Here is a 22383-nt window from a genome sequence, read left to right on the forward strand (position 1 = left end):
CCACGCCGTTCAGGCAGTGGGGGAGTACGTGGGCTTGTGCCTGGTGCGGCGAGAGGGCGTGCATGGCGTCGCCGGGCAGACGGGAGTTTGACGACAGGGCCTAGCGGAGACGGGTCCGGACGACGCCAGGCCGCGGCGACAGCAGGTGCCGTCTCGCCGCTCGGGCAGCCACGTCCTCGCGGCGCCGCGCTGGCTACCCTGTCCGCAGAACGACCCCTCCGCCAGCAAGGCCATCAGGACCGCAAGGGACATTCGCCCATGAGAACCGCGCTCGTCGTCGGCACCGGACTGATCGGCACGTCCGCCGCCCTGGCCCTCGCGGGGCGCGGTGTGCACGTCCACCTCGCCGATCACGACCCCGAGCAGGCGCGCACCGCCGCGGCGCTCGGCGCCGGCACCGACACGGCGCCCGAGGGCCCGGTCGACCTCGCCGTCGTCGCCGTACCGCCCGCGCACGTCGCCGCCACCCTGGCGGAGCTGATGCGGCGCGGTGCGGCACGCGGGTACATCGACGTGGCCAGCGTGAAGGCCGGCCCGCGGCGGGAGCTCGACGCCCTCGGCCTGGACGCCGCCACCCTGGCGGCCTACATCGGTACGCACCCCATGTCCGGTCGGGAGAAGTCCGGACCGCTGGCCGCCACCGCCGACCTCTTCGAGGGCCGGCCCTGGGTGCTCACCCCGGGCCGCGACACCGACACCGAGGTGCTGAACCTCGCCCTGGAGCTGATCGCCTTCTGCCGCGCCGTGCCGGTGGTGATGGAGGCCGACGCCCACGACCGTGCCGTGGCCCTCGTCTCCCACATGCCGCACCTGGTCTCCGGCATGGTCGCGGCCCGGCTGGAACACGCCGAGGAGAGCGCGGTACGGCTCTGCGGCCAGGGCATCCGCGATGTCACCCGGATCGCCGCCTCCGACCCCCGGATGTGGATCGACATCCTCTCCGCGAACCCGGGACCGGTCGCCGACGTGCTCTCCGACGTCGCCACCGACCTCGACGAGACGGTGCGGGCGCTGCGCGCCTTGCAGTCCGCCGACGAGGACAAGCGGCACGGCGGCGCGAGCGGCATCGAGTCCGTCCTGCGCCGCGGCAACGCCGGCCAGGTCAGGGTGCCCGGCAAGCACGGCACCGCGCCCGCGGTCTACGAGAACGTGGTCGTGCTCATCGACGACCAGCCGGGCCAGCTCGCCCGGATCTTCGCGGACGCCAGCCAGGCCGGGGTGAACATCGAGGACGTCCGTATCGAGCACGCCACCGGCCAGCAGGCCGGCCTGATCGAGCTGACGGTGGTGCCCGGGTCCGTCCCGGTGCTCACCGCGGCGCTGCGGGAGCGGGGCTGGGCGATCCGGCAGTAGCGCCCCGGGGCCGGAGTGAGGGGGATCACCTTCCCCCTGGCCTACGGTCAGGGGTACCACGTGGCTCCGGTGCCGCGGGCCTGTGCACCGGGGTCCGGCACCGTCCGGGGGCATCGGCTCGAACCAGTAACCTTGTGCTGGGCGCTTTCCCCGTGCTTGAAAGGCCCGGGGGTACGTCGAGTGCTCCCGGCCAGATCGCCGCCCGTCATCCCGTAGGCGTACGCGTACGACACCGGCGTCGTGTGCCGCGTACACCCACCCGTCACCAGGAAGGTGCCCGTCTCCTGTGGAAACCGCAGCCACCGCCGCAACCTCCGACCGCACCGCCCCGGCTGTGATCGTCGCCATCGACGGCCCCGCGGGCACGGGCAAGTCGAGCACCTCACGGGCCGTGGCGGGGCAGCTCGGCCTGAGCTACCTCGACACCGGGGCGCAGTACCGGGCGATGACCTGGTGGATGGTCAGCAACGGCGTCGACGTGAGCGACCCGGCCGCGATCGCCGCCGCGGCGGGCAAGCCGGAGATCGTCTCGGGAACCGACCCGGCCGGCCCGGCGATCACGGTCGACGGAGTCGACGTGGCGGGCCCCATCCGCACCCAGGAGGTCACCTCCAAGGTCAGCGCGGTCAGCGCGGTGCCCGAGGTGCGCACCCGGATAAGCCGGCTCCAGCGGTCGATCGCCGCCGCGGCCGAGCACGGCATCGTCGTCGAGGGCCGGGACATCGGCACGACGGTGCTGCCGGACGCCCACGTGAAGATCTTCCTCACCGCGTCCCCGGAGGCCCGGGCCGCCCGGCGCAGCGGCGAGCTGAAGGGCGTCGACCTGACCGCCACCCACGAGGCCCTGATCAGGCGTGACGCGGCGGACTCCAGCCGCAAGGCGTCACCGTTGGCCAAGGCTGCCGACGCGATCGAGGTGGACACCACCGAGCTCACGCTCCAGCAGGTCGTCGAGTGCGTCGTCACCCTCGTCGAGGAGAAGCGGGCCGCCAAGTGACCGGGGCCCGCACCGCACGGGGCCAGGACCGGGCACCGTCGATACGCGGTGCCGAAGTGGGCCGCCGGATCGGGGTCGGCCTCATGTACGGGCTGTGGCGGCCGCGGGTGCTGGGCGCGTGGAGGGTGCCGCCGCGCGGGCCGGTGATCCTGGCCGTGAACCACTCGCACAACATCGACGGACCGATGCTGATGGGCACCGCGCCGCGACCCGTGCACTTCCTGATCAAGAAGGAGGCGTTCGTCGGCCCGCTCGGCACCTTCCTGAAGGGCATCGGCCAGCTGCGCGTCGACCGGTCCACCACCGATCGCACGGCCGTCACCCAGGCGCTCGGCGTCCTGGAGAACGGCGGCGTCCTCGGTATCTTCCCGGAGGGCACCCGCGGTGTGGGCGACTTCGCGGACCTGCGGTCCGGCCTCGCGTACTTCGCGGTGCGCAGCGGGGCGCCGATCGTGCCGGTCGCGGTGCTGGGTACCGCGGAACGGATGCCGGGCGGGCGGGAAGAAGGCACGGGGGGCGTGCGGTTGATACCAGGGCTGCCGCCACTGCGCAGCCGTGTCGATCTCGTCTTCGGCGACCCGTTCGACGCGGGCGACGGCAGCGGGCGGCGCACCCGCACGGCGCTCGACGAAGCCACCGTGCGCATCCAGGAACGTCTCAGCAGCCACCTGGAAAACGCGAGGCGTCTCACCGGCAGGTGAGGCCAGACTCAACAGCAGTGGACGTGCCGGTGCCACCAAGGCGCCGGCACCGGGGACCGCCGACCGGCCCATGCGACACCGGTGCGGCACCCCACCACCGACCACCACCACGATCGAGGTAAGCACGCCATGAACGACCAGATCCAGCCCGGCTCCGCGGGCGGGGACGCCGGACTAGACGGCGACGGACACGGCGCGCTCGGCGACGCCGAGTTCGACCGGTTCATGGAGCTCGCCGCCGAGGAGGGCTTCGACGTCGAGGAGGTCGAGGACGCCATCGAGGCGGCCGGGCACGGCCCGCTGCCGGTGCTGGCCGTGGTAGGCCGCCCGAACGTCGGCAAGTCGACTTTGGTGAACCGCTTCATCGGCCGCCGGGAGGCGGTCGTCGAGGACACCCCGGGCGTCACCCGGGACCGTGTCACCTACGAGGCGGAGTGGTCGGGCCGGCGCTTCAAGGTGGTCGACACGGGCGGCTGGGAGCAGGACGTCCTCGGTATCGACGCCTCCGTGGCGGCCCAGGCCGAGTACGCCATCGAGGCCGCCGACGCGGTGGTCTTCGTCGTCGACGCCTCCGTCGGCGCCACCGACACCGACGAGGCCGTGGTGCGGCTGCTGCGCAAGGCGGGCAAGCCGGTGGTGCTCTGCGCCAACAAGGTGGACGGCCCGAGCGGCGAGTCCGACGCGGCGATGCTGTGGTCGCTCGGCCTCGGCGAGCCGCACCCCGTCTCCGCGCTGCACGGCCGCGGCACCGGCGACATGCTGGACGCCGTCCTGGAAGTGCTGCCGGAGGCACCGCAGGAGACGTTCGGCGGCGGTGTCGGAGGTCCGCGCCGGGTGGCCCTCATCGGCCGCCCGAACGTCGGCAAGTCGTCTCTGCTCAACAAGGTGGCCGGCGAAGACCGCGTGGTCGTCGACGAGTTGGCGGGCACCACCCGTGACCCGGTCGACGAGATCATCGAACTCGGCGGGAAGACCTGGCGGTTCGTCGACACCGCCGGCATCCGCAAGCGTGTCCACCTCCAGCAGGGCGCCGACTACTACGCGTCGCTGCGCACCGCGGCCGCCGTCGAGAAGGCCGAGGTCGCCGTGGTCCTCATCGACGCGTACGACTCGATCAGCGTGCAGGACCAGCGCATCATCACCATGGCGGTCGACGCGGGCCGTGCCCTCGTCCTCGCCTACAACAAGTGGGACACCCTCGACGAGGAGCGGCGCTACTACCTCGAACGGGAGATCGAGACCGAGCTGGGCCAGGTGGCGTGGGCGCCGCGGGTGAACGTCTCGGCACGCACCGGCCGCCACATGGAGAAGCTGGTGCCCGCGATCGAGACGGCGCTCGGCGGCTGGGAGACCCGGATCCCGACGGGCCGGCTGAACGCCTTCCTCGGCGAGCTGGTCGCCGCCCACCCGCATCCGGTGCGCGGCGGCAAGCAGCCGCGGATCCTCTTCGGCACCCAGGCGGGCACCAGGCCGCCGAGGTTCGTGCTCTTCGCCTCCGGCTTCATCGAGCACGGTTACCGGCGCTTCATCGAGCGCCGGCTGCGCGAGACGTTCGGGTTCGAGGGGACGCCGCTGCACATCTCCGTGCGGGTGCGGGAGAAGCGCGGGCGTAAGAAGTAGCCCGGTACGGGGCTGGACGAGCAGCCTGGTGCGGGAGCGGGAGAGGTGGCCCGAGCGGGCGGGGCGCGGCGATCGCCGCCGTCCGAGCGCAGGCGTGCCGAGCCCTCACCCGTTGCCGTGCCGTCGGGTCGGCAGGACGGCCGGCAGGAGGTCCTCGGGGCCGTACGGGCGGCTGCCGTACCGCCAGGTGCCCGTCTGGTAGCCGCCGGTCCGCTCGGTCTGCGCCGGCGTATGGCGCATCGCGGGGGGTGCGGCCGGCGGGGAGGGTGCGGACCGGGGCGCCGGCGCCGTCTGCCCGCTGCCGGCGCCGGACGGCCCGGGCAGCTGCCGCAGCTCGCGCTTCGGGCCGTGGAACCCGCCTCCGGTCATCGCCCCGGGCTGGGCTCCGGGCTGATAGGGGACGACGCCGTGCAGGCCGGTGACGAAGCCCGTGACGCCCGAGAACGTGGCGAAGGCCTTGAACCCGAACTCCTCCTCGCCGCTCCGATCGCCCGGCAGGGTCCGGAACGTCCTGCGGTACTCGGCGTAGAGCGCGTCGTAGATGGGCGTGGGCGAAGGGCTGCCGGTGCGTTCCGGCGCGTGGCGCATGGCGGGGATCGCGCTCTGGTAGGGGGAGCGTCGGGCGAGGTCGTATGTCACGTAGGTGCCAACGACCTCGCGGCCCGACGGATGCGGTTGCGGCTGCTGCTTTCGCAGGTCGCCGGGGTGCCGGACGCGCGGGGCACCCGGGCGGCGGCCGTTCAGCCGTCCGACAGCGGCATCCGGCAGGCGACGAGGCGGCCCGTCGCGGCGGCGTGGTCCAGGGCCTCCCGCAGCAGGTCCTCGCGCGGCTGGCGGCCGATCGAGCCGACCGGGGCGGCCAGCACCAGGACCTGCTGGAGCCGGGTCGCCGCGGTGTGCCATCCGTCGGTGACCTGGAGCGGCTGGTGCGCCTGCCACCAGGCCACCGGGGAGCCGCCGCCGAGGCCCGGCTGGAGCACCGCGTGCAGCTGACCGCCGGCGAGCAGCACGGCCCAGCCGGGCAGCACCGGGGCGTGCTGCTCCACGTTGCTGACCGGCACGAAGCCCTGCTCCATCAGGAGCGGCAGGAAGTCGTCGCCGGGCCCGGCGGCACCGGGGCGCGCGATGGGTCCGGTCGGTTCGACCACCAGCGCGGGGTGCAGCTCGCCGGCGACCAGGACCAGACCGCTGGTGACGCCGAGCACGGCCTGTCCGGGCGTGGCGTGCGTGGGGGCGCCCTGGCCGGTGATCGACCGCACGGCGCCGCGTAGCTGCTCCTCGCTGACCTGGACGACCTGCGAGGGCAGGCAGGTGGCGTGGGCGAACGCGAGGACGGCGGTCTCCTCGCCCACGAACAGGACCGTGCTGGTGCGCTCCTGGTCCGAGTCGCCCGGGGTGCGGCAGGAGGTGCAGTCGTAGCTGCCCGGGGCGTTCTCCCCGGCGAGCAGCCGGTCGGCTTCGTCGTCGCCGATCTCAGCGCGTACGTCGTTGCTCACGTCGAGCATGCGCGGCACGGTGGCTCCTCGGAAATCGTGGTGCTGGGGGTATCTCCCACGCCGTGCAGCCGGCGGGGGAGACCGGGCGTGTCCCGGGCTCGAGCCGGGCCAGTCCCGGCTCACGTTCAGGACAACGGCCGATGCGTGGCGGAGTCACGCCCGGAGAGGCGGGGAATCGAACCGCGGCCGAGCGCACGGCAGAGGTGGCGTGCCTGACTCCGCGGGACCCCAACCGGCGCTCGTGACTGGGCCGTTGACGGGCGGCCAGGTGCGCGGAAGAGCTTCGTCGATGGGTCGACAAAACGCGACATCATGGAATGAAGGGGATGGCTGAAAACTGGCCTTGGGGGAAGGTCGGGCGGAGCGGGGGAGCGGAACGCTGCGGTCCGCTGGGCGTGGCGTCTTGCGAGAGGGTGCCTTGGGGGTGAAGCGCTGCGAGGCGACGACGCCGATGATAGAGTCCGATAAATCCCACTAACCCATCCTATGGATGAGTCCTCTCTGCGGGCCGGCTTATTGGCCATTTCGGTGGCCGGATTTCATGCCGGCAAAAGTTCCCGCCCGTGGCTATCGATGGCGCAACTGTTCCGGCACAAGACAGTGAGGATGCCCAACCCTGGCCCGTGCCCGCAGGTCCCACCAGTGCAGGACGGATCGCGAGATCCTCCGCAGGGCCGCTGAGAAGCGAGAGACAGGGACGCATGCATATCTCATTCCTCATACACAACGCCTACGGGATCGGCGGGACCATCCGCACCACGTGCAACCTGGCGAGCACGCTCGCCCAGCAGCACGACGTGGAGATCGTCTCCGTCTTCCGTCACCGGGACCGCCCCCTGTTGCCACCGGGCCCCGGCGTGCGGCTGCGTGACCTCGTCGACCTGCGCCCCGACGCCCCCGAGAGCGATGTCGAGCACCCCGAGCACCAACGCCCCTCGCGGGTGTACCCGCGTGGGGACGGCCCGTACCAGCAGTACAGCGTGCTCACCGATCGGCGTATCGCCGCGTACCTGGCCGGCACCGAGGCCGACGTGGTGATCGCCACCCGGCCCGGCCTCAACGTGCACCTCGCCCGGCAGACCCGGCCCGGTCCGGTGCGGGTCGGACAGGAGCACCTCACGCTCGACAGCCACACGCGCACCCTGACCCTGCAACTGCGCGCCGTCTACCCGGCGCTCGACGTGCTCACCACCACCACCGAAGCCGACGCCCGCGCCTACCGCTCCCGGATGCGGTTGCCCGGGGTGCACGTCGAGGCCTTCCCCAATCCGGTGCCCGCGCCCGCTGTCGACCCCTCCGACGGCTCGGGCAAATGGGTCGTGGCAGCCGGGCGGCTCGCGCCCGTCAAGCGGTTCGACCTGCTGATCAAGGCCTTCGACACGGTACGCGCGCAGCGCCCCGACTGGCGGCTGCGGATCTACGGCGGCGGCAAGGAGAAGGCGCAACTGCGCGCCCTCGTCGAACGCCTCGACCTGTACAACCACGTCTTACTCATGGGTCCGGTGCACCCCATCGAGTCGGAGTGGGTCAAGGGCTCGATCGCCGCGGTGACTTCCACCATGGAGTCGTTCGGCATGTCCATCGTCGAGGCGATGCGCTGCGGCCTGCCGGTGGTCTCCACCGACTGCCCGTATGGCCCTGGCGAGATCATCGCCGACGGGGTCGACGGCCGTCTGGTGCGGGTGGGCGACGTCGACGCCATCGCCCGCGGCCTGCTGGAACTGATCAACGACGACGCGCTGCGGCTGCGGATGGCCGACGCCGCCCTCAAGGCCTCCGAGCGCTTCGACCCCGGCCGGATCGCCGAGCGTTACGCGGCCCTCTTCGAGCGTCTCGTCGTGGGGGGCGGTGGCCGGCGGGGCAGCGGCTGGCGCGCGCCCCTGTACCGCGCTGGCGGTGCGCTGGTCGGCGGTGCCTTCGCGGCACGGGACGCCGTGCGCACCGCCATCGGAAAGGAAAGCGTCGCATGACCACGACCCCTTCCACCCCCGCTCCCGACCGCGACGCCGCAGCCACCCAGGACGCTCACCCGGCACCGCAGGGCCCCGTGGAGCCCGAGGCCGCTCCCGCCGCACGGGCCAACTGCCGTGCCGACGCGGCCGGCACCCTCACCTTCGTGCTGCCGAACCCGGCGGCCGGTCCGGTGCCCGCGCACCTGGTGCTGTGCCGGCGCCGCACGGACCCGGCCGAGGAGGTGCTGCTGCCGCTCGATCCCGGTCCCGAAGGGCACCTGGTGGCCCGGCTGGCGGCGTCCGCCGACTTCGCCGAGGGCCGCTGGGACGCGTTCCTCCAGGACCCGGACGGCACTCGCCGGCGCCTGACGCCCGGCGTCAACGACCTGCGTGCGCTCGTCGACCGGGAACCGGACGCCGCCGACGGCCGGATCTGCGTCCGCATCCCGTACGGGACCAAGCAGAACGAGCTCGCCGTCCGCAGCTGGGTGCGCGCCCCGCACGTGGAGGTCGGCGAACTGCGCATCGCGGGGGACACCCTGACCGTGCGGGGCCGGGTCCACGGGACACGGCTCACCGAACAGGCGTGCGTGGAACTGCGCGGCCGTACGGCGCCGCGTCCCCTGGTGCGCTTCCCGGTCGACGTCGACGGTGACGACTTCACCGGCAGCGTCGGCTACCCGGCGCTGCTGGACGCGGCCCGCCAGGAGTTCTGGGACCTGTGGCTGCGTCCCGCCGGCGAGGACAACCCGCGGGTGCGGATCGCGCGGCTGCTCGACGACATCGCCGACAAGAAGCCGATCTTCAGCTTCCCCCCGGTACGCATCCCGGCTCGCCCGGCGACCCCCGCCCCCGTGACCGTCCGGCCGTACTACACCGTCGACAACGACCTGGCGATCCGGGTCGAGGCGGTGCCCCCTGAGGAGTCCGAAGGGCCCGCATAGGCCGGACGCCCGGGACGCTGCGAGAGGTGCGCTCCACGCGGCACGGACCGACGTGGAGCAGCAGCCTTGCGGACGGAAGCTGTCCGCAAGGCCTGGCAGACTCGCCACCATGCTGGACACCTCCGCGCGACTGCTGCGTTTGCTCTCGCTGCTCCAGGCGCACCGTGAATGGCCGGGCCAGGACCTGGCCGACCGGCTCGGCGTGACCCCCCGTACGGTACGCCGTGACGTGGAGCGGCTGCGTGAGCTGGGCTATCCCGTGCACGCGAGCCCCGGCACCGGGGGCGGCTACCGGCTCGGCGCGGGCGCCCAGCTGCCACCCCTGCTGCTGGACGACGACGAGGCGGTGGCCGTCGCGGTGGGTCTGCGGACCGCGGCCGGCCAGGGCATCGAGGGGATCGGCGAGACCTCGGTGCGCGCCCTGGCCAAGCTGGAGCAGGTGCTGCCGCACCGGCTGCAACGCCGGGTGAGCGCCCTCAACGCCTTCACCGTCCCCATGCTGCGCGGCGCGGGGCTCTCGGCCGTCGACCCGGCGGTGCTCACCGAACTCGCCCACGCCTGCCGCGACAGCATGCGGTTGCGCTTCGACTACCGCGACCACACCGGCGCCGTCACCTCACGCGCCGTGGAACCGCACCGCCTGGTCTGTACCGAGCGCCGCTGGTACCTCGTCGCCTGGGACCCGGCCCGTGAGGACTGGCGCACCTTCCGCGCCGACCGCATCACCCCACGTCCCCCGCACGGGCCGCGCTGCGTGCCGCGTACCCCGCCCGATGAGGACCTGGCCCGCTATGTCTCCCGCGGTGTCTCGACACGCGCCTACGTGACCCAGGCCGTGCTGCGGCTGCTGGTGCCCGTCGAGCAGGCGGCCGAGCGCATCTCGCCCTCGGCGGGGGTGCTGGAGCGGGAGAGCGAACGCACCTGCCTGCTGCGGACCGGAGCGGTCAGCTTCGATGCGATGGCGTTCCACGTGATGATGCTGGGCTTCGACTTCGAGGTGCTGCAACCGGCGGAGCTGACCCACTCGATCGCAGCGCTGCGTGACCGGCTCACCCGGGCGCTGGAGCGGTCCCCGGCCCCGGCCGAGACGGGCCCCGGGCACCCCACCGGTGGCGCACCGCAAATGTAGGTTGTGCCGCTGCGCCCCGGCGCCGGGTGGCATCAATCCGATGAGCACCGGCAGAAGGATGAGCACCGGCAGAAGTACCGGCAGAAGCGCCGGCGAAGCAAAAGAGTCGACACATAAATATGTTCATGCAGGGAACGGAAAGATCGTGCTGGGCGGGCCGATCCCTATCGGGGCGCTGATCTTCCGTACGGAATGATCTAGCCGGTGAATCAGGCGACGGGACGTCCTCGGAGCGTGGGTCGGACTCCACCTGCGGCCGGAATCCGAACATGTGATCAGGGGTGCATTCAGGGGGTTGACTGATCCGTTTACCGGCGGTGTCGGCGGGTGCCTGCCGGCGGGCCGATGGTGCCTACCGACGGTGGTGGTCGTGTCGCCCCGAGCGCCCGCCCGGCCGTCCGGCAGACCAGGACCCGGCGAGCGCCCGCTCCCTGATGTCATGCGGTGTGCCGGGCGCCCGCCGCGCCCTCGGCGGTGTGCCGGCAACCCGGGCGCGCGCCGCCGCGCCGGGTCGGGTGCGGCCGGAAATGTGGGCGTCCGGAGCCGGATCAGGGAAGTTTCCGTGCCGTCGGATTGCGGGGTCGATAATTCGTTCCCCAGGAATCCCGCAGATATTCCGAAACAAATGCCGGGCCGTTGCGCGCGGCGCGCGAATTTGACCTGGACGTGTCGTGATCCTGTGACAAAGATGTGACCGATCGGGGATCCGGGAAGGGAACCGGAGCCGCGAACAGAAGGCCGTCCCGAAGGCAACGGGAGCGCGGAAGGGAACCGAGGACGGTGACGCGGGGTGTACGCGGCCGGGGCTTCGCCTTCGCGGGATGTCGCCGGGACCGAGGAAGAACGGGGCTTTGCGGTACCGGAATTGCGCCGGCTGGCCGGAGTACCGCCCGGCTGGCTTCCGTCGGCCCGTTCGGGGCGCCTACCGTGGCCGGTATGGCACCCATCCCTCCGCCTCCCGCGGAACCAGAGGACGACCCCGAGGCCTACCTGGGCCTCGCCGCCGACGAAGCCGAGCGCAGGGCCCGCGAGCGCGGCTGGTCCACCGTCAGGTCACTGGCGCCGGGCACCGTCATCACCATGGAGTACCGCTTCGGACGGCTGAACTTCGAGGTCGAGGACGGCACCGTGCGCCGCAGTTGGAAGGGGTGAGCCCGGTACGCAGGACGGGTAGGACGTAAACCATGGGGCGGGGCCGGATGCCACGGCATCCGGCCCCGCCCCATGTGCTGCCCGTCGGGCCTTCGTGTCGTCCGCCGGACAGGGCCTAGGCGCCCGTCAACGGGCGTGCCGTCGTCGAGCTGCGCTGGCTCCGGTCGGCGTGCGGTGGGCGCCGGCTTCCGGCCGGGGTGACGGGCGGCCGCTCGGAGCGCGTGGTGGGCCGGGTCTGCGCCAGGTGGGCCGTGCTGCGGCCCGGGCGTACCGGCAGCGGTTCACGGCTCGGCTGCGCGCTCTGCTCCGGGGCGGGCGACCGCAGTGCGGATGCGCCGACCGGGAACGGGGCGGTGGCCCTGGCGCCCGGACGGCGCCGGCGCCAGGCGTCACGGCGGGCCAGCAGCCAGGACTCCGCACGGGCGATGAGCGGCTCGCACCAGGGCAACGCGAGCAGCACCAGCAGCCCGGCGGCCCAGCCGAGCACCACATCGCTCAGCCAGTGCGTACCGAGGTAGACGGTGGTCAGCCCGACGCCGAGCGCCACCACGGCCGAGATGGCGGACAGATAGCGGCGGGCCCGCGGGGTGGACGCCAGGTAGGCGAGGATGCCCCAGGTCACGACGGCGTTCGCGGTGTGTCCTGAAGGGAATATATCGCCGCCGAGCCACATCTCGTTGGAGCCGACGACGGTGGCGTAGTGCGGTCCGAGGCGGCCCATGCCGATCTTGGCGGCGCCGACGGTGGTGTTCAGCAGCAGCAGTGCCGCGCCGAGTGCGAGCAGCGGGCGCAGCGTGTGCTGCCGCCAGGAGCGCCAGCCCAGCCAGGCCGCCACCATCACCGCGGTGGGACCGCGCTGGCCGAGGACGACGTAGTAGTCGAGGAAGGCATGCACCTGCGGCCACTGTTGGTAGGGCCGGAAGAACATGACCTCCCAGTCGAACTGCACCAGCCACGAGGTGGTGACGATGGCCCAGACGATGGCCATGTAGAAGGCCAGGGTCGCGCAGAGGAGCACGATCCTGTGCCGGCTCATGTGCGGCACATCGATGTGGGCCGGTCGTGCCGGCTCACGGTCCAGGCGGGCGAAGAGCCGGCCCAGACGTGTGAGGCTTCGTTCGGTAAGCACTCAATCGACGTTACAGCGAGTGAGGTGGAGTGCAGGTCGAATCCGCCGGTTTGTGATAACGATGTGATGTGGGATTGCTCTCAACCGGTGGTTTATCCTCGGCTTATTCACAATCCGCCGATCGGCTTCTCGTTCCATTCCGCTGATCATTCTTATGGCGCCTTTATGGGTGGGTTGAATTCCGTTCACCGGCTGCTCGTTCGGAATTCTCCTGACGCTCACCAGAGAAGCGCCGCGCTCACCTGGGATCTCTCCGGAGGTGAGCGGTGCGGGCGCTCACGGCGGGCCCGAGCCGTTCAGCCAGATCGCCCCGTATACCGCCGATGCCGCTGCCGCGCATCCCAGCACCAGCGCCCAGCGGGTCGGACGCAGCCGCGCCAGCGGCACGGCGAGCGGCAGCAGCAGGGGGAAGGCGGGCAGCAGCAGGCGCGGCTTGGACCCGAAGTAGCTCTCGGCGCCCAGGGCCAGGGCGACGATCACGCCGGTGTACACCAGCAGCGGCACCGGCTGGCCCTGCCGCACCCCCCGGACGTACAGCCACACCACCAGCGCGACCCCCACCAGCAGGCCGATCCCCGCGAACACCGCGGGGAAGGCGGTCAGCCGCGCCCCGACGAACCGTGCGAAGGCCCACCCGCCGTCGAAGCCGTTGCCCCACTGCCCCTGCACATCGAGGTAGCCGACGACGCCGCGGCCGGTGCGGTGGCCCACCCACAGCACGTAGCCCGCGGTGCCCAGCGGGGCAGGCAGCACGCCCAGGGCGGTGCGCCAGGACAGCCGCCGCTCGCGCACCGCGGTGATCCCCGCCGCCGTCCACACCGCCGCCGCCACCGCCATCCCCACCGGCCGGGTCAGACCCGCCAGGCAGGCCAGGGCGCCGGCCACCGCCCAGCGGCCGGTCAGGGCCGCGTACAGCGCCCAGGCGGCCAGCGCGGTGAACAGCGACTCGCTGTACGCCATCGACTGCACGATCCCGACCGGCAGCACCGCCCACAGCAACGCGGCACAGACCCCCACCCGGCGGCCGTGGCAGTGGTCCGCCACCGCGAAGACCCCCCAGGCCGCGGCCAGCGAGGCGAGCCAGGAGACCAGGAGGCCAGCGTCGGCGTACGACAGCGGGGTCAGCGCCGCGCCGAGCCGTTCCAGCCACGGCAGCAGCGGGAAGAACGCGAGGTTGGTGTGCACGGTGCCGTCCGGCAGCCGTACCTGCCAGCCGTAGCCGTGTGCGGCGACGCGGGTGTACCAGAGCGAGTCCCAGCGGGCGGACAGCAACTGGTGGGCGCTCTTGCCCGCAGCGGCGCTCCACAGGGCCAGCACCGCCACGCCGAGGGCGCGCACCGCGGCGTACCCCAGCAGTGCCGGGGCGGCGTGTCGCAGGGCGTGCACGGCGCGCGCCCGCACACGCACCGTGGGGCGCCGTGCGTGTGCGGAGGGCGATGGAAGGCCCGGATCAAGGTCGGTCACGCGCTCGATTATCTGTGGTGTTCCGGCAGCTCGTGCGCCGGTTCCCGGTCGTCGACATCGGAACGGACGACTCCGCCGGAGGTGTGCCGGGATCCGGAGAGGTACGTGGCGTACACCACACCATGTCCCGACATCGGGTGGGGTCCGCCACATGACACCGCGGAGATCTCGCGTACGCTGGCCGCTCACATGCCTTTCGTGACCGGGCCCCCAGGGTCCCCACGAGGAGGGGCTCCGCCGGATGGACGCGCCACCACGCGCCCCGCGGGCCCACCGGGCGCGAAGGCCGTCTGTGGAGGTACGCACTCATGTCCGGGACGACCACCGCTGCGGCGCGTGGGCCTGGGGCTGCCTCCCACGTCCCTGGGACAGTGGGGGAGGACGCCCCCCGACATCGCCGCTTCGCCCGCCCTGGGCCCGATGGCCGGGACACCAGCCGCTGGCTCGTGCTCGTCGTGCTCTGCGTCAGCCTGCTGCTGGTCGCGGTGGACGCGACCGTGCTGCACGTCGCGGTGCCCGCGGTCAGCGAGGACCTGCGGCCCGGAGCGATGGAACTGCTCTGGATCGTGGACGTCTACCCGCTGGTCTGCGCCGCGCTGCTGATCCTCTTCGGCACGCTCGGCGACCGCGTCGGACGCAGAAGGATCCTCCTGCTCGGCTACGCCCTGTTCGGCATGGCCTCCGCGGTGGCCGCCTTCGCGGGCAGCGCCGGACTGCTCATCGGGGCGCGTGCCCTGCTGGGCGTCGGCGGCGCGATGATCATGCCGGCCACGCTGTCGATCCTGCGCCAGGTCTTCCCCGACCGGCGTGAGCGCGCCCTGGCCATCGGCATCTGGAGCGCGGTGGCCGCGGTGGGTGCGGCCGTCGGGCCGCTGCTCGGCGGCTTTCTGCTGGAGCACTTCTGGTGGGGCTCGGTCTTCCTGGTCAACATCCCGCTGATGCTGGTCAGCCTGCCCGTCGGCCGCTGGCTGCTGCCGGAGTCGACCGGTGACGGCGAGGGGCCCTGGGACGTCTTCGGGGCGCTGATGGCCGCGGCCGGCCTCTTCTGCGTGGTGCTGGGCGTGAAGTACCTCGGCAACGGCACCTTCGTCCTCTCGCAGACCCTGCTCCCGCTGCTCACCGGAGCCGGGCTGCTGGCCGGGTTCGTGCGGCGGCAGCGCCGGCGGACGCATCCGCTGGTGGACCTGCGGATGTTCACCAAGGCCGCCTTCACCACCTCCGTCGGCTGCATCGTGCTCGCCATGCTGGCCCTCGTCGGCCTCGAGCTGATCGCCGCGCAGTACCTCCAGCTGGTGCTCGGCCTCTCCCCGCTCCAGACCGGGCTCAGGCTGCTGCCGCTCACCGTCGCTGCGATGGCCGCGGGGCTCACCGGGTCGAAGATGCTGTGCCGGTTCGGGCCGCGCGCCATGGTCGTGTTCGGTTTCTGCCTCACCGCGGCCGCGGTGGCCAGCCTCACCCTGCTCGGCACCCACGACAACGCCGCGGTGATGCTCACCGGCTTCGTGCTGCTCGGCTTCGGCCTGGAGACCACCCTCTTCGGCGCCTACGAGTCGATGCTCAACGAGGCGCCCACCGCGCAGTCGGGCGGCGCGGCCGCCATCGGTGAGACGTCGTACCAACTCGGCGCCGGCATCGGCATCGCGCTGCTCGGCAGCGTCATGAACGCGTCGTACGCGCCCGGGCTCTCCTCGGTGCCCGGCGTGTCCACGTCGGACGGCAGGCGGGCCCGCCACTCGCTGGGCGAGGCGTACGAGGTCGCGCACCGGCTCGGCGGCCATGCGGGCGCCGCCCTGCGGTCTGCCGCGCGCACCTCCTTCGTCCATGGCCTGCATGTGACGCTGCTGGTCAGCGCGGGTCTGCTGCTGCTCGGCGCGGTGGCTGCGCTGCGCTTGCCGCGGTTCATGGAGGACCCGCGGGGCCGGGTGGACGGTGTGCCGAGGCCGCGGGCGGCGGGCGACGCGGCCCAGGGATCGGCGACGGGTGCCGATACGGCCGGTGCGCCGGCGGCGACCTCTGCGCCCTCGGCGACCCGCCGGGGCGGGGGACGCGATACGGCGGTCACCGCGGCGGAGCGGGGCTGACCCGGCCGGCGGTGCGCCCGCCGGGCGGTCGTAAGGTGCGCCGAAAAGGGGCGCGGGGCTGTGACACTTTGCGGCTCCCGCCGCGTGGGCGCGCTCAGCCCCGACGAGACCGTCGGATCGTCACCGACTCAAAGGGGCTGTTTCTGTCGTGTCCGGGCCACCGGCCCGGTGGGTGGTTGCTCGCGCAGTTCCCCGCGCCCCTTGCCTGTGCCATGCGGGCGGGCTCGCCTTCGGCGTGACAGAACTCCCCCTGCCCCCGCCCCCTCCGTGGTGCGATAGGCCCTGAAGGGTACCGTTTCGCCCCTTTCGCGGAGGCGCCGTGAGCCCCGTGGGCGACTCCGAGCGCTCGGTGGATTGCGGGGGACGGCGAGAGGACCGTAACGTCGGTGGGGCATAAATTATCGGTGCTAGTTTTTGTCGGAGGTCGTCATGTCCGCATCCCCGAAGCTGCCGCCCTTCGACCCGGGCGACCCGCTCGGCATCGACGACGAGCTCGCTGCCGAGGACCTCGCGGTGCGCGACACCATGCGTTCCTGGGCCGCCGACAGGGTGCTGCCGTATGTGGCCGAGTGGTACGAGGCGGGGGAGCTGCCGGGGATCAGGGAGCTGACCCGGGAGCTGGGCGCGCTGGGGGCGCTGGGGATGTCGCTGGAGGGCTACGGCTGCGCGGGCGCCAGCGCCGTGCAGTACGGACTGGCCTGCCTGGAGTTGGAGGCCGTCGACTCCGGCGTGCGCTCCCTCGTCTCCGTCCAGGGGTCCCTGGCCATGTACGCCATCCACCGGTTCGGCTCCGAGGAGCAGAAGCAGCGGTGGCTGCCCCGGATGGCGGCGGGCGAGGTGATCGGCTGCTTCGGGCTCACCGAGCCCGACCACGGCTCGGACCCGGCCGGCATGCGCACCTTCGCCAAGCGTGACGCCGGCGGGGACTGGGTGCTCACCGGGCGCAAGATGTGGATCACCAACGGATCGATCGCCGGGGTGGCCGTCGTCTGGGCGCAGACCGACGAGGGCATCCGCGGATTCCTGGTACCGACGGACAGCCGCGGCTTCTCGGCACCCGAGATCAAGCACAAGTGGTCCCTGCGCGCCTCGGTCACCAGCGAGCTCGTCCTGGACGAGGTGCGGCTGCCCGCCGACGCCGTGCTGCCGGAGGTGACCGGCCTGCGCGGCCCGCTCAGCTGCCTCAGCCACGCCCGCTACGGCATCATCTGGGGTTCGATGGGCGCTGCCCGCACCTGCTTCGAGACGGCGGTGGAGTACGCCAAGAGCCGTGTCCAGTTCGGCAAGCCCATCGGGGGCTTCCAGCTCACCCAGGCCAAGCTCGCCGACATGGCGCTCGAACTGCACAAGGGGATCCTGCTCGCCCACCACCTGGGGCGCCGTGTGGACGCCGGGCGGCTGCGGCCCGAGCAGGTCAGCTTCGGCAAGCTCAACAACGTACGGGAGGCCGTGGAAATCTGCCGCACCGCCCGGACGATTCTCGGGGCCAACGGGATCTCGCTGGAATATCCCGTGATGCGGCACGCCACCAATCTGGAATCCGTACTGACGTACGAAGGAACGGTGGAAATGCATCAGCTGGTGCTGGGCAAGGCGCTCACCGGTCTCGATGCCTTCCGGTGAGCCGCCTCACCTCAGCTCTGGTTGAAGAATCCGTCGGTCGGGCGACCAAGCGTCTGACCGTTGACGATCTGCGTGTGGGCGGGTGTGAGCAGGAAGACGCGGGTGGCCACCCGGTCGATGGAGCCGCGTAGACCGAAGATCAGGCCTGCCGCGAAGTCCACCACGCGCTTGGCGTCGGCGGGCTCCATCGCCGTGAGGTTCATGATCACCGGAACGCCGTCGCGGAACAGCTCGCCGATGATGCGGGCGTCCCGGAAGCTGTCCGGGGTGACCGTACCGATCCGGCGGCCCTGTGCCTCGGCCTTCTCGTCGGCGATCCGCACCCGGGGGTCGGTCACCCAGGCGTCGCCGGATTCCCTGTCGGATCCGTCTTCCTCGTAGCCGTCGTAGTAACGCTCGTCGTCGCTGTCGTCGACGAGGCCCAACCAGGCACTCGCCTTGCGCACCGATCCCATGGACGCCTCCTCTCGCCGCGGTCATTCTCCTCCGCATCCACCCCTATGGTTGTCCATGATGCGGATGCCGCGCCAAGGGGATAGTCGCCGCGCGGGAATTTCGTGACGGTACTGGTGCACACACATTCCCTCTTTGCGCCTTGATACTCAAGCTTCTTACCGTGCAGAGTTGCTGACTGAGAGTGAAATAATATTCTTCCCGGCGTACGGGTGACAGCCGCGGCGTACGGGTGAACCCGCCGAGGTCGGTACGATGCCGCAGGTCATGCGGTAGTCGTCGGCGGCGCGCCGAACCGCCGCTGGTATACGCCGCGTCACTGCCACGGGGTGGGTGAGGGCACCGAAACGCGGCTGAGAGTACGCGGTGATCGAACAGCGCGCCTATGCCGTCCAGGAATTGGGACAACACCACGGGGGAGCAAGTGTTCGGAATCGTCAGGCCGTGCGGTCATCGTCTCGGCGCCGGCATGAAGGCCCAGTGGACGGCGCACCTGTGCGGTCTCTGTCTGGCGCTGCGTGCCGACCACGGCCAGTTCGCACGCGTGGTCACCAATTACGACGGGCTGCTGATATCCGTCCTGACGGAGGCTCAGTCCGCCACGCCGGGCGATGCACGGCGCACCGCAGGACCGTGCCCCCTGCGCGGCATGCGCACCGCGTCCGTCGCCCGCGGCGAAGGCGCCCGGCTGGCTGCCGCCGTTTCCCTCGTCCTCGCCGCCGCCAAGGTGCGCGACCATGTGGCCGACGGCGACGGACTGCTGGCGCACCGTCCGGTCGCGGCCGCGGCGCGCCGGGTCGCGGTGGGCTGGAGCCGGGCGGGGGAACGCACCGGTGCCGCGGTCGGCTTCGACACGGCGGTGCTCGTCGAGGCGGTCGACCGGCAGCTCGACGTCGAGGCCCTGGCGGGACCCGGCACCCCGCTGCTGCACCTCACCGAGCCGACCGAGACCGCGACCGCAGCGGCCTTCGCGCACACCGCCCGGCTCGCCGGCCGGCCGCACAACGCCGCACCGCTCGCCGAGGCCGGCCGGCTCTTCGGACGGCTCGCCCATCTGCTGGACGCCGTCGAGGACCGGACCGTCGACGCGGCTACCGGCGCCTGGAACCCCCTCACCGCCACCGGCACCGGACACGCCGAGGCGCGCCGCCTCGCCGACGACGCACTGCACGGGATCCGGCTCGCCCTGCGCGACGTGGAGTTCACCGACGGCCGGCTCACCCACCTGCTGCTGGTGCACGAACTGCGCCGCTCCGTCGACCGTGCCTTCGGCACCACGACCTGTACCCATCAGGGCGCCCGGCCGGGCGGCCCGATTCCGGCTGACCCGGCCGGCAGCACGTACCCGCCGCCCGGGCCGGGCCGGCACCCGCACCCGTCCGGCCCCGGTGGCAGCCCCTACCCGCCGACTCCCGGCGGTGGGTCCTGGCCCGGGCTGCCGGAACCACCGCGCCGGTCACGCGGCTTCCTCTCCGGGTGCGCCATCGGACTCGGGCTCTGCTGCACCTGCCAGGTGTGCTGCGCCAATGAGTTCGAGGGCCCCTGGTCGGGCAGGAAGCGCGAAGGCGTGTGCCGCGACTGCGACTGCGACTGTTCGATATGCGACTGCGATTGCTGTGACTGCGACTGTTGTGACTGTGATTGCGACTGCTGCGACTGTTCTTGCGACTGCTGACTGCTGACTGCTGACTGTGTGACTGCTGGACGACAACGGCGGAGGGGAGGGGGTGCAGCCGTCGCGCGCCGCGAATGCGGCGCGGCCGGGCCGGCGGGACGTGTGAAGGCACAAGGGATGTGACGACGCAGAAGAAGCGCGTGCCGGCGCCGGAGAAGCAGCGTGTGACGACACGGCAGGAACGGCGCGCGGGGGCGCCGTCGGATCGACCAGGAACGCAGCGGGCCACGGGACGAAGGCGTCACCCCAGGGCGGGCGTCGCGGGTCGGTCCGCGACGGGACCGGCCACCGTGGGTAGCCCGCAGGGCGGCCTCAGACCGCAGCGGGCGGCCGGGAGCGTGGTCCGCTCACGCGCGCATCAACAACACGATGCCGACCACACGCGACCGAAGTCGATGTGGGAGCGCGAGACCAGCCACAGCTGCGGATACATGAGCACAGTGGAACAGGCATTCGTGTGCACGTCAACCCGCTCCTGAGACGGACTGCCCACACTCTGGACACCGTTGACAAGCCCTGTGAGGAGACGCGTAATCTCAGCGTGACGGACCGTCGCTGAGGGGCTTCGGTCCGCCCGTGCCGTGTGAAGGCCACCACCCGTGTGGGATCAAGAATCCACGGAGCCTTCGCATGCCCCCGAGCACCCTCGTCCGCGCCCTTCCCGATGCCGCCCGCCGCCACCCGGCACGCCAACGGGACGTGGCCGACGGCTACTTCACCCCCGCCATCGTGGATACGCGCGGCCAGCGGCACGGCGTGCGCGGCCCGGAGCGCAGCCGATGAGGAACACCGTGGTCATCGTGGGCGCGGGGCCGCGCGGCACCGGGATCCTGGAGCGGATCGCGGCCAACGCACCGGCAGGCCAGGCAGGCTGGGACTTCGCCACCGGCACCCCGCTGGACATCCACCTCGTCGACCCGTACCCGCCGGGCGGCGGTCGCATCTGGCGCCAGGACCAGTCCCCGCTGCTGTGGATGAACTCGCAGGCCGAGGACGTCACCATGTTCGGCGACGAGAGCGTGCGGCTCGCTGGCCCGCTGCACACCGGGCCCACCCTGCACGAGTGGGCGGGCATCGCCGGACGGACCTTCGCCGACCGCCGGCTCCAGGGCGGCTACCTGAACTGGGTGTACGAGAAGTCCCTGGCGGCGTTGCCGTCCGGCATCACCGTGCACTACCACCCGCGCCGCGCACTGCGGGTGACGGGCCCGCGCAAGGGCCGCCAGCAGGTCTGGCTCGACGGCAGTGCGCAGCCGCTCAGCGCCGACCTGGTGGTCCTCGCCCTCGGCCACCTCGACGCCGCACTCGACGAGGAACAGCGCGCGCTCGCCGACCACGCACGGCGCCACGGCCTGACGTACCTACCGCCGGACTACACCGCCGACAGCGACCTGACGGCGCTCGCGCCGGGCGAGCCGGTGCTGGTGCGCGGCTTCGGACAGGCCTTCGTCGACCTCATGGTGCTGCTCGGCGAGGGACGTGGCGGGCGCTTCGAGAAGCAGGGCGGCGACCCGGCCGAGCTGACCTACCGCCCCTCGGGGCGCGAGCCCGTGCTGTACGTCGGTTCGCGCCGCGGGGTGCCCTACCACTCCAAGATCGGCTACGCCCTGGCCGGCGAACGGCCGCCACTGCCGCGGTTCTTCGGCCCCGCCGAGGTGGCAGCCCTGCTGGCGCGCCGCGGGCAGCCGTCCGAAGCGGGCGGGTCCGGTGGCGGGCTCGACTTCCGCCGCGACGCCTGGCCGCTCGTCGCCAAGGAGCTGGGTTTCGCCCACTACCACCGGTTGTTCACCGCCCACCCCGAGCGCACCCGGGCCGGCTGGACCTGGGCCGCCTTCGAGAAGGCCTATGCGGAGGCGAATCCGTACGGGCCCGACCTCGGCGTGCTCGCGGCGGTGGCCGTGCCCGCCCCGGCCGACCGGCTCGACCTCGCCGCGCTCGACCGCCCGCTGGCCGGGGTGCGGTACGCCGCGCTCCCCGCGTTCCAGGAGCGGCTCCGCAGCCATGTCCGCGCCGACCTCGCGCGCCGGCACCACCCCGCGCACGACGCCGACCTGGCCGTGTTCTTCGCGCTGCTGTCGGTGTACGGGCAACTGGTCAGGCTCGGTGACATCGGCACGTGGTGGCACGGGTTCTTCAGCTTCATGGCCTCCGGCCCGCCCGGACCCCGGCTGCGGCAACTCCTGGCACTGTCCCGGGCGGGCCTGGTGCGGTTCCTCGGCGCCGGCATGACCGTGACCGCACGCCCCGGCGCCTACGCGGCCACCAGCAGGACGGTGCCGTGCAGTGTCACGGCCCGCGCCCTGGTCGAGGCCCGGCTGCCGGACCCGGCCGGCAACCGGGTCCGCGATCCGCTGCTGGCACGGCTGTACGCGGACGGGGCCGCCGCCACCCCGGCCGGGCTGCTCGCCGTCGACCCGGACGACTTCCGGGTCCTGGACCGGACGGGGCGTGCGCATCCGCGGCGGTTCGCGCTCGGCCCGTACACCGACGCACGGGGCGCCGCGACGTTCAGCAGGCCCCGCACCGACAGCCCGGTGATCCGGCAGAACGACGCCGTGGCCCGGGCCGTGCTCGGATTCCTGCGCGACCAGGGCTGTCCGGCGGCCGCCTGAGG

The 22383-nt window shown here is 72.4% G+C and carries 18 protein-coding genes; 13 read left to right on the forward strand and 5 right to left on the reverse strand.

Annotation, left to right across the window (positions count from 1 at the left end; translation table 11 throughout):
- The first annotated feature begins 258 nt into the window (after nt 1-258).
- From NQO67_RS26090 to der, 4 genes are all read left to right on the forward strand, one after another.
- On the forward strand, nt 259-1353 hold the full coding sequence (locus NQO67_RS26090; protein ID WP_255952712.1) for a prephenate dehydrogenase: 1095 nt from the start codon (nt 259-261) through the stop codon (nt 1351-1353).
- A gap of 334 nt (nt 1354-1687) precedes the next feature.
- On the forward strand, nt 1688-2350 hold the full coding sequence (cmk, locus tag NQO67_RS26095) for a (d)CMP kinase (protein WP_255952929.1): 663 nt from the start codon (nt 1688-1690) through the stop codon (nt 2348-2350).
- Nucleotides 2308-3051 (forward strand): lysophospholipid acyltransferase family protein, encoded by a 744-nt coding sequence (locus NQO67_RS26100; RefSeq protein ID WP_255952713.1) that lies wholly within the window; start codon nt 2308-2310, stop codon nt 3049-3051. Before cmk ends, NQO67_RS26100 begins: the two co-directional genes overlap by 43 nt.
- A 129-nt stretch (nt 3052-3180) precedes the next feature.
- Nucleotides 3181-4671, forward strand: coding sequence for a ribosome biogenesis GTPase Der (der, locus tag NQO67_RS26105; protein WP_255952714.1), 1491 nt, complete (start codon nt 3181-3183; stop codon nt 4669-4671).
- Nucleotides 4672-4776: 105 nt separating this feature from the next.
- Here der and NQO67_RS26110 read toward each other — a convergent pair whose 3' ends face one another.
- Both NQO67_RS26110 and NQO67_RS26115 read right to left on the reverse strand, forming a co-directional pair.
- On the reverse strand, nt 4777-5310 hold the full coding sequence (locus tag NQO67_RS26110; RefSeq protein ID WP_255952955.1) for a hypothetical protein: 534 nt from the start codon (nt 5308-5310) through the stop codon (nt 4777-4779).
- Nucleotides 5311-5411: 101 nt separating this feature from the next.
- Entirely contained in the window at nt 5412-6185 is a 774-nt protein-coding gene (locus tag NQO67_RS26115) for a DUF8842 C-terminal domain-containing protein (RefSeq protein WP_255952715.1), read from the reverse strand.
- Nucleotides 6186-6868: 683 nt separating this feature from the next.
- Here NQO67_RS26115 and NQO67_RS26120 point away from each other — a divergent pair.
- The 4 genes from NQO67_RS26120 (at nt 6869) to NQO67_RS26135 (ending at nt 11344) form a co-directional block, all read left to right on the forward strand.
- Nucleotides 6869-8137, forward strand: a complete 1269-nt coding sequence (locus NQO67_RS26120; RefSeq protein ID WP_255952716.1) for a glycosyltransferase family 4 protein — start codon at nt 6869-6871, stop codon at nt 8135-8137.
- On the forward strand, nt 8134-9063 hold the full coding sequence (locus NQO67_RS26125) for a hypothetical protein (protein ID WP_255952717.1): 930 nt from the start codon (nt 8134-8136) through the stop codon (nt 9061-9063). The genes NQO67_RS26120 and NQO67_RS26125 overlap by 4 nt, the downstream gene beginning before the upstream one ends.
- Nucleotides 9064-9172: 109 nt before the next feature.
- Nucleotides 9173-10192 (forward strand): helix-turn-helix transcriptional regulator, encoded by a 1020-nt coding sequence (locus NQO67_RS26130; protein WP_255952718.1) that lies wholly within the window; start codon nt 9173-9175, stop codon nt 10190-10192.
- A gap of 936 nt (nt 10193-11128) precedes the next feature.
- A complete protein-coding gene (locus NQO67_RS26135; protein WP_255952719.1) occupies nt 11129-11344 on the forward strand; it encodes an I78 family peptidase inhibitor in 216 nt (71 codons plus the stop codon).
- Between the two features lie 115 nt (nt 11345-11459).
- On the opposite strand, the gene NQO67_RS26140 is transcribed toward NQO67_RS26135, so the two are convergent.
- Together NQO67_RS26140 and NQO67_RS26145 are read right to left on the reverse strand one after the other, a co-directional pair.
- The gene (locus NQO67_RS26140; protein WP_255952720.1) at nt 11460-12473 is read right to left on the reverse strand and encodes a phosphatase PAP2 family protein; all 1014 of its coding nucleotides are present in this window, start codon (nt 12471-12473) and stop codon (nt 11460-11462) included.
- Nucleotides 12474-12749: 276 nt separating this feature from the next.
- The gene (locus tag NQO67_RS26145) at nt 12750-13937 is read right to left on the reverse strand and encodes a putative hexosyltransferase (protein WP_374119108.1); all 1188 of its coding nucleotides are present in this window, start codon (nt 13935-13937) and stop codon (nt 12750-12752) included.
- A gap of 308 nt (nt 13938-14245) precedes the next feature.
- On the opposite strand from NQO67_RS26145, the gene NQO67_RS26150 reads away from it, so the two are divergent.
- Together NQO67_RS26150 and NQO67_RS26155 are read left to right on the forward strand one after the other, a co-directional pair.
- The gene (locus NQO67_RS26150) at nt 14246-16018 is read left to right on the forward strand and encodes an MFS transporter (protein WP_255952721.1); all 1773 of its coding nucleotides are present in this window, start codon (nt 14246-14248) and stop codon (nt 16016-16018) included.
- A 429-nt stretch (nt 16019-16447) separates the two neighbouring features.
- On the forward strand, nt 16448-17641 hold the full coding sequence (locus NQO67_RS26155) for an acyl-CoA dehydrogenase family protein (RefSeq protein ID WP_255952722.1): 1194 nt from the start codon (nt 16448-16450) through the stop codon (nt 17639-17641).
- A gap of 11 nt (nt 17642-17652) precedes the next feature.
- Here NQO67_RS26155 and NQO67_RS26160 read toward each other — a convergent pair whose 3' ends face one another.
- Complete coding sequence (locus tag NQO67_RS26160) at nt 17653-18096, reverse strand: cell division protein SepF (protein WP_255952723.1); 444 nt, start codon at nt 18094-18096, stop codon at nt 17653-17655.
- A 422-nt stretch (nt 18097-18518) separates the two neighbouring features.
- Here NQO67_RS26160 and NQO67_RS26165 point away from each other — a divergent pair, with 422 nt between their 5' ends.
- The 3 genes from NQO67_RS26165 to NQO67_RS26175 all read left to right on the forward strand — a co-directional run bounded on the left by NQO67_RS26165 (nt 18519) and on the right by NQO67_RS26175 (nt 22381).
- Nucleotides 18519-19769 (forward strand): DUF5685 family protein, encoded by a 1251-nt coding sequence (locus tag NQO67_RS26165; RefSeq protein ID WP_255952724.1) that lies wholly within the window; start codon nt 18519-18521, stop codon nt 19767-19769.
- A gap of 630 nt (nt 19770-20399) precedes the next feature.
- A complete protein-coding gene (locus NQO67_RS26170) occupies nt 20400-20552 on the forward strand; it encodes a hypothetical protein (protein WP_255952725.1) in 153 nt (50 codons plus the stop codon).
- A complete protein-coding gene (locus NQO67_RS26175; RefSeq protein ID WP_255952726.1) occupies nt 20549-22381 on the forward strand; it encodes an FAD/NAD(P)-binding protein in 1833 nt (610 codons plus the stop codon). The genes NQO67_RS26170 and NQO67_RS26175 overlap by 4 nt, the downstream gene beginning before the upstream one ends.
- Nucleotides 22382-22383 lie beyond the last annotated feature (2 nt).

Origin of the sequence: Streptomyces odontomachi (genome assembly GCF_024435355.1) — a bacterium.
GTDB lineage: Bacteria > Actinomycetota > Actinomycetes > Streptomycetales > Streptomycetaceae > Streptomyces > Streptomyces odontomachi.